Source organism: Mycobacterium sp. TH-M82 (assembly GCF_057473605.1).
Window position 1 is genome coordinate 1 of the sequence record NZ_JBYCKY010000319.1, and the last position, 3,297, is coordinate 3,297.

Annotated in this window: 6 protein-coding genes; 2 read left to right on the plus strand and 4 right to left on the minus strand. The window is 70.2% G+C overall.

The window, feature by feature from the left end; genetic code table 11:
• The 3 genes from AC2VON_RS10005 to crcB (AC2VON_RS10015) form a co-directional block, all read right to left on the minus strand.
• On the minus strand, positions 1 to 111 hold a 111-nt coding region (locus AC2VON_RS10005; protein ID WP_486952815.1), incomplete at its 3' end, for a hypothetical protein.
• Between the two features lie 31 nt (positions 112 to 142).
• Complete coding sequence (gene crcB, locus AC2VON_RS10010) at positions 143 to 523, minus strand: fluoride efflux transporter CrcB (RefSeq protein ID WP_369739756.1); 381 nt, start codon at positions 521 to 523, stop codon at positions 143 to 145.
• Entirely contained in the window at positions 520 to 918 is a 399-nt protein-coding gene (gene crcB, locus AC2VON_RS10015) for a fluoride efflux transporter CrcB (protein ID WP_369739755.1), read from the minus strand. Before crcB (AC2VON_RS10015) ends, crcB (AC2VON_RS10010) begins: the two co-directional genes overlap by 4 nt.
• Before the next feature lie 109 nt (positions 919 to 1,027).
• Here crcB (AC2VON_RS10015) and pgm point away from each other — a divergent pair, with 109 nt between their 5' ends.
• Positions 1,028 to 2,659, plus strand: coding sequence for a phosphoglucomutase (alpha-D-glucose-1,6-bisphosphate-dependent) (gene pgm / locus AC2VON_RS10020; protein ID WP_486952816.1), 1,632 nt, complete (start codon positions 1,028 to 1,030; stop codon positions 2,657 to 2,659).
• Between the two features lie 75 nt (positions 2,660 to 2,734).
• A complete protein-coding gene (locus tag AC2VON_RS10025; protein WP_486952813.1) occupies positions 2,735 to 2,980 on the plus strand; it encodes a hypothetical protein in 246 nt (81 codons plus the stop codon).
• A 121-nt stretch (positions 2,981 to 3,101) separates the two neighbouring features.
• On the opposite strand, the gene AC2VON_RS10030 is transcribed toward AC2VON_RS10025, so the two are convergent.
• Positions 3,102 to 3,297, minus strand: a 196-nt coding sequence (locus AC2VON_RS10030) for a hypothetical protein (RefSeq protein WP_486952814.1), incomplete at its 5' end; no start/stop codon positions are given.

Consider the following 3,297-nt stretch of genomic DNA (forward strand, 5'->3'; position numbering starts at 1 on the left):
GCGGGCCTGGCCGGCCGCGGCGGCCGATTTGAGTCGTTCCAGCTCGGCGATGCGCCCGATCAGCGCGGCCTCGTCGGCCTGGGGGTCCACCGCCACCAATTCTTCGAACATGCGTTCGATACTAGCCGGGGTCCCTGACAACTCATAAGTGCTCGGCGATCCGCTGCCCCAGCTGCGCCGCGGCGAGCCCGAGCGCGACGCTCACGACGATGTTGGCGAGGGCGGGACGTAGCTGGCGCTCCTCGCCGAGCCGCTGGGATTCGAGCATCCAGGTGGAGAAGGTGGTGTAGGCGCCGACGAACGCGGTGTCGGCCAGCAGGGCCGCTTCCCTGCCCAGCGCCAGGCCGCTGATCACCCCCAGCAGCGCGGCCCCGCTGATGTTGACCGTCAGCGTGCCGAACGGAAACGGGCGGGCGACCCGCCGACCCACCGTCCGGTCCACCAGGAAACGCAGCACCGCCCCGGTGCCGCCGGCGACCAGCACGCCGGCCCAGACCGCCATCGACGTCAGCGCGCCGGTCATCGGCGAAACCGCACCCGGCGGACGAAGGCGGTGGCCAGGTGCACCGCGAGGAAGCCCAGCACGATGGTGGTGACGGTGTAGGCCGCGGCCAACGCCCAGTGGCCGCGGTGAAGCATGGTGAGCGTCTCGACCTGCATGGTGGAGAACGTGGTCAGCCCGCCGCACAGCCCGGTGCCCAGCAGCGGGCGCCGGTAGCTGGACGGCGGGAGCCGCTCGAGCAGCCGGGTGGTGAAGTAACCGACCAGGAAGGCGCCGACGATGTTTACCCCGAACGTCGGCCACGGCCAACTCGCCGGGTCATGGACGGTGAGCACGGTCACGACGGCGCGGGCCAGCGCGCCCAGCGCGCCGCCGGCGAAAACCGCCGCCAACTCGCGGTGGTCGAGGCCTGCCACTGATCGGTTCCCTTCGGTGTGTTTGCGGTGCGCTTCGCAGCGTAGCCGGACGTGCGGTGGGCAAGGCTTGGAGCGCGCGCGGGCCGACGCGCGGGCAGAATGGGGAGCCATGGTGGCCAATCCGCGTGCCGGTCAGCCGGCCCAGCCCGAAGACCTCGTCGATCTGCCCCACCTCATCACCTGCTACTACTCGATCGAACCGGACCCGGATGACGTCGCCCAGCAGGTGGTGTTCGGCACGTCGGGCCACCGCGGCTCGGCGCTGAACGGGGCATTCAACCAGGCCCACATCCTGGCCATCACCCAGGCCATCGTCGAGTACCGAGCCGCGCAGGGTACCACCGGACCCTTGTTCGTCGGCCGGGACACACACGGCCTTTCGGAGCCGGCCTGGGTGTCGGCGCTGGAGGTGCTGGCCGCCAACGACGTGACGGCCATGATCGACTCCCGCGACCGCTACACGCCCACCCCGGCGGTCAGCCACGCCATCCTCGCCTACAACCGCGGCCGCACCGAGGCGCTGGCCGACGGGATCGTCGTGACGCCCTCGCACAACCCGCCGCCCGACGGCGGCTTCAAGTACAACCCGCCCCACGGTGGCCCGGCCGACACCGAGGCGACGAACGCGATCGCCAAGCGCGCCAACGAGCTTCTGCGCGAAGGCTCGCCGGTCAAGCGGGTTCCGCTGGCCCGTGCGCTGCAGACCGTCCACCGCCACGACTACCTGGGCAACTACGTCGACGACCTGCCCAACGTGGTCGACATCGCCGCGATACGCGCGGCCGGGATACGGATCGGGGCCGACCCGCTCGGCGGGGCCAGCGTGGACTACTGGGGCGAGATCGCGCAGCGGCACAACCTCGAGCTGACCGTGGTCAACCCGCTGGTCGACGCGACGTGGCGGTTCATGACGCTCGACCACGACGGCAAGATCCGGATGGACTGCAGCTCGCCGGACGCGATGGCCGGGCTGATCGCCAACCGGGACCGCTACCAGATCGCCACCGGCAACGACGCCGACGCCGACCGTCACGGCATCGTCACCCCCGACGCGGGCCTGCTCAACCCCAACCACTACCTCGCGGTGGCCATCGACTACCTCTACACCCACCGCCCGTCGTGGCCCGAGGGCATCGCCGTGGGCAAGACCGCGGTCAGTTCGTCGATCATCGATCGGGTGGTCGCGGGCATCGGCCGCAAGCTGCTCGAGGTGCCGGTCGGGTTTAAGTGGTTCGTCGACGGCCTGATCGGGGGCACCATCGGCTTCGGCGGCGAGGAATCGGCGGGGGCGTCTTTCCTGCGCCGCGACGGCTCGGTGTGGACCACCGACAAGGATGGCATCATCCTGGCCCTGCTGGCCGCCGAGATCTTGGCCGTGACCGGTCGCAGCCCGTCGCAGCGTTACTCGGAACTGACCGCCGACTACGGCGCCCCGACGTATGCCCGCGTCGACGCACCCGCCGACCGGGACCAGAAGGCCCGGCTGGCCAAGCTCTCGGCCGAGGAGGTCACCGCCACCGAGCTGGCCGGGGAGCCGATCACGGCGAAGCTGACCGCCGCGCCCGGCCACGGGGCGGCGCTGGGCGGGCTGAAGGTGACGACGGCCCACGCGTGGTTCGCCGCGCGGCCGTCGGGCCCCGAGGACGTCTACAAGAGCTACGCGGACTCCGTCAAGGGGCCCGAGCACCTGGCCGAGGTGCAGCACACCGCGCGCGAGGTGGTCAACAGCGTCATCGGATGACCGCCGGGCCGCCTTTTGCCAACACGTGTTCCGCGTGTGACCGTGCCGCGACGGTGACGCAGGACGCTGGTCGAGATGACCGTGCTCGCGGCGATGTCCGCCCTGGTGACCGCGACGTGCGTCGGCTACTACCTCGGCCGGCGCACAGCCGCCGCACCCGCGGCCCGCAGGAGACGAACGAGCCGGTTGGCACTGGGCAGACTGGCGATCAGCCTGATCGCACTGCTGGCCGCACGCCGCGCGCTGCGCGTGGTCGGATTGAGAACCGTTGCGCCACTTGAGCTGTTGCGGGATGGCGTTGCGCGGATGCGGTTCTACTGAGCGAAGTTCCGCTGATCTCAAGGAATTCCGCGACCACCGGGAGACGAGGAACGGCATGTCGACGTTGCAGGGCAAGGTCGCGCTGGTGACCGGTACGTCCTCGGGCCTCGGCGCCCAGACGTCACTCTTGTTTTCCCGTTAGGGTGCAACGGTTTTCGGCATCGGCCGGGAAACCGGACGTTTGGCCGATGTCTTCGCATACATAGAACACGGTTCTCACGCTTCGGCGGACGTCTCCTCGGCGTCGGCTTGCAGGGATGCCGTCGAGCGCTTCGTCGGAGAGTTCGGCGGACTGGTCGTCCTGGTCTACATCGCCG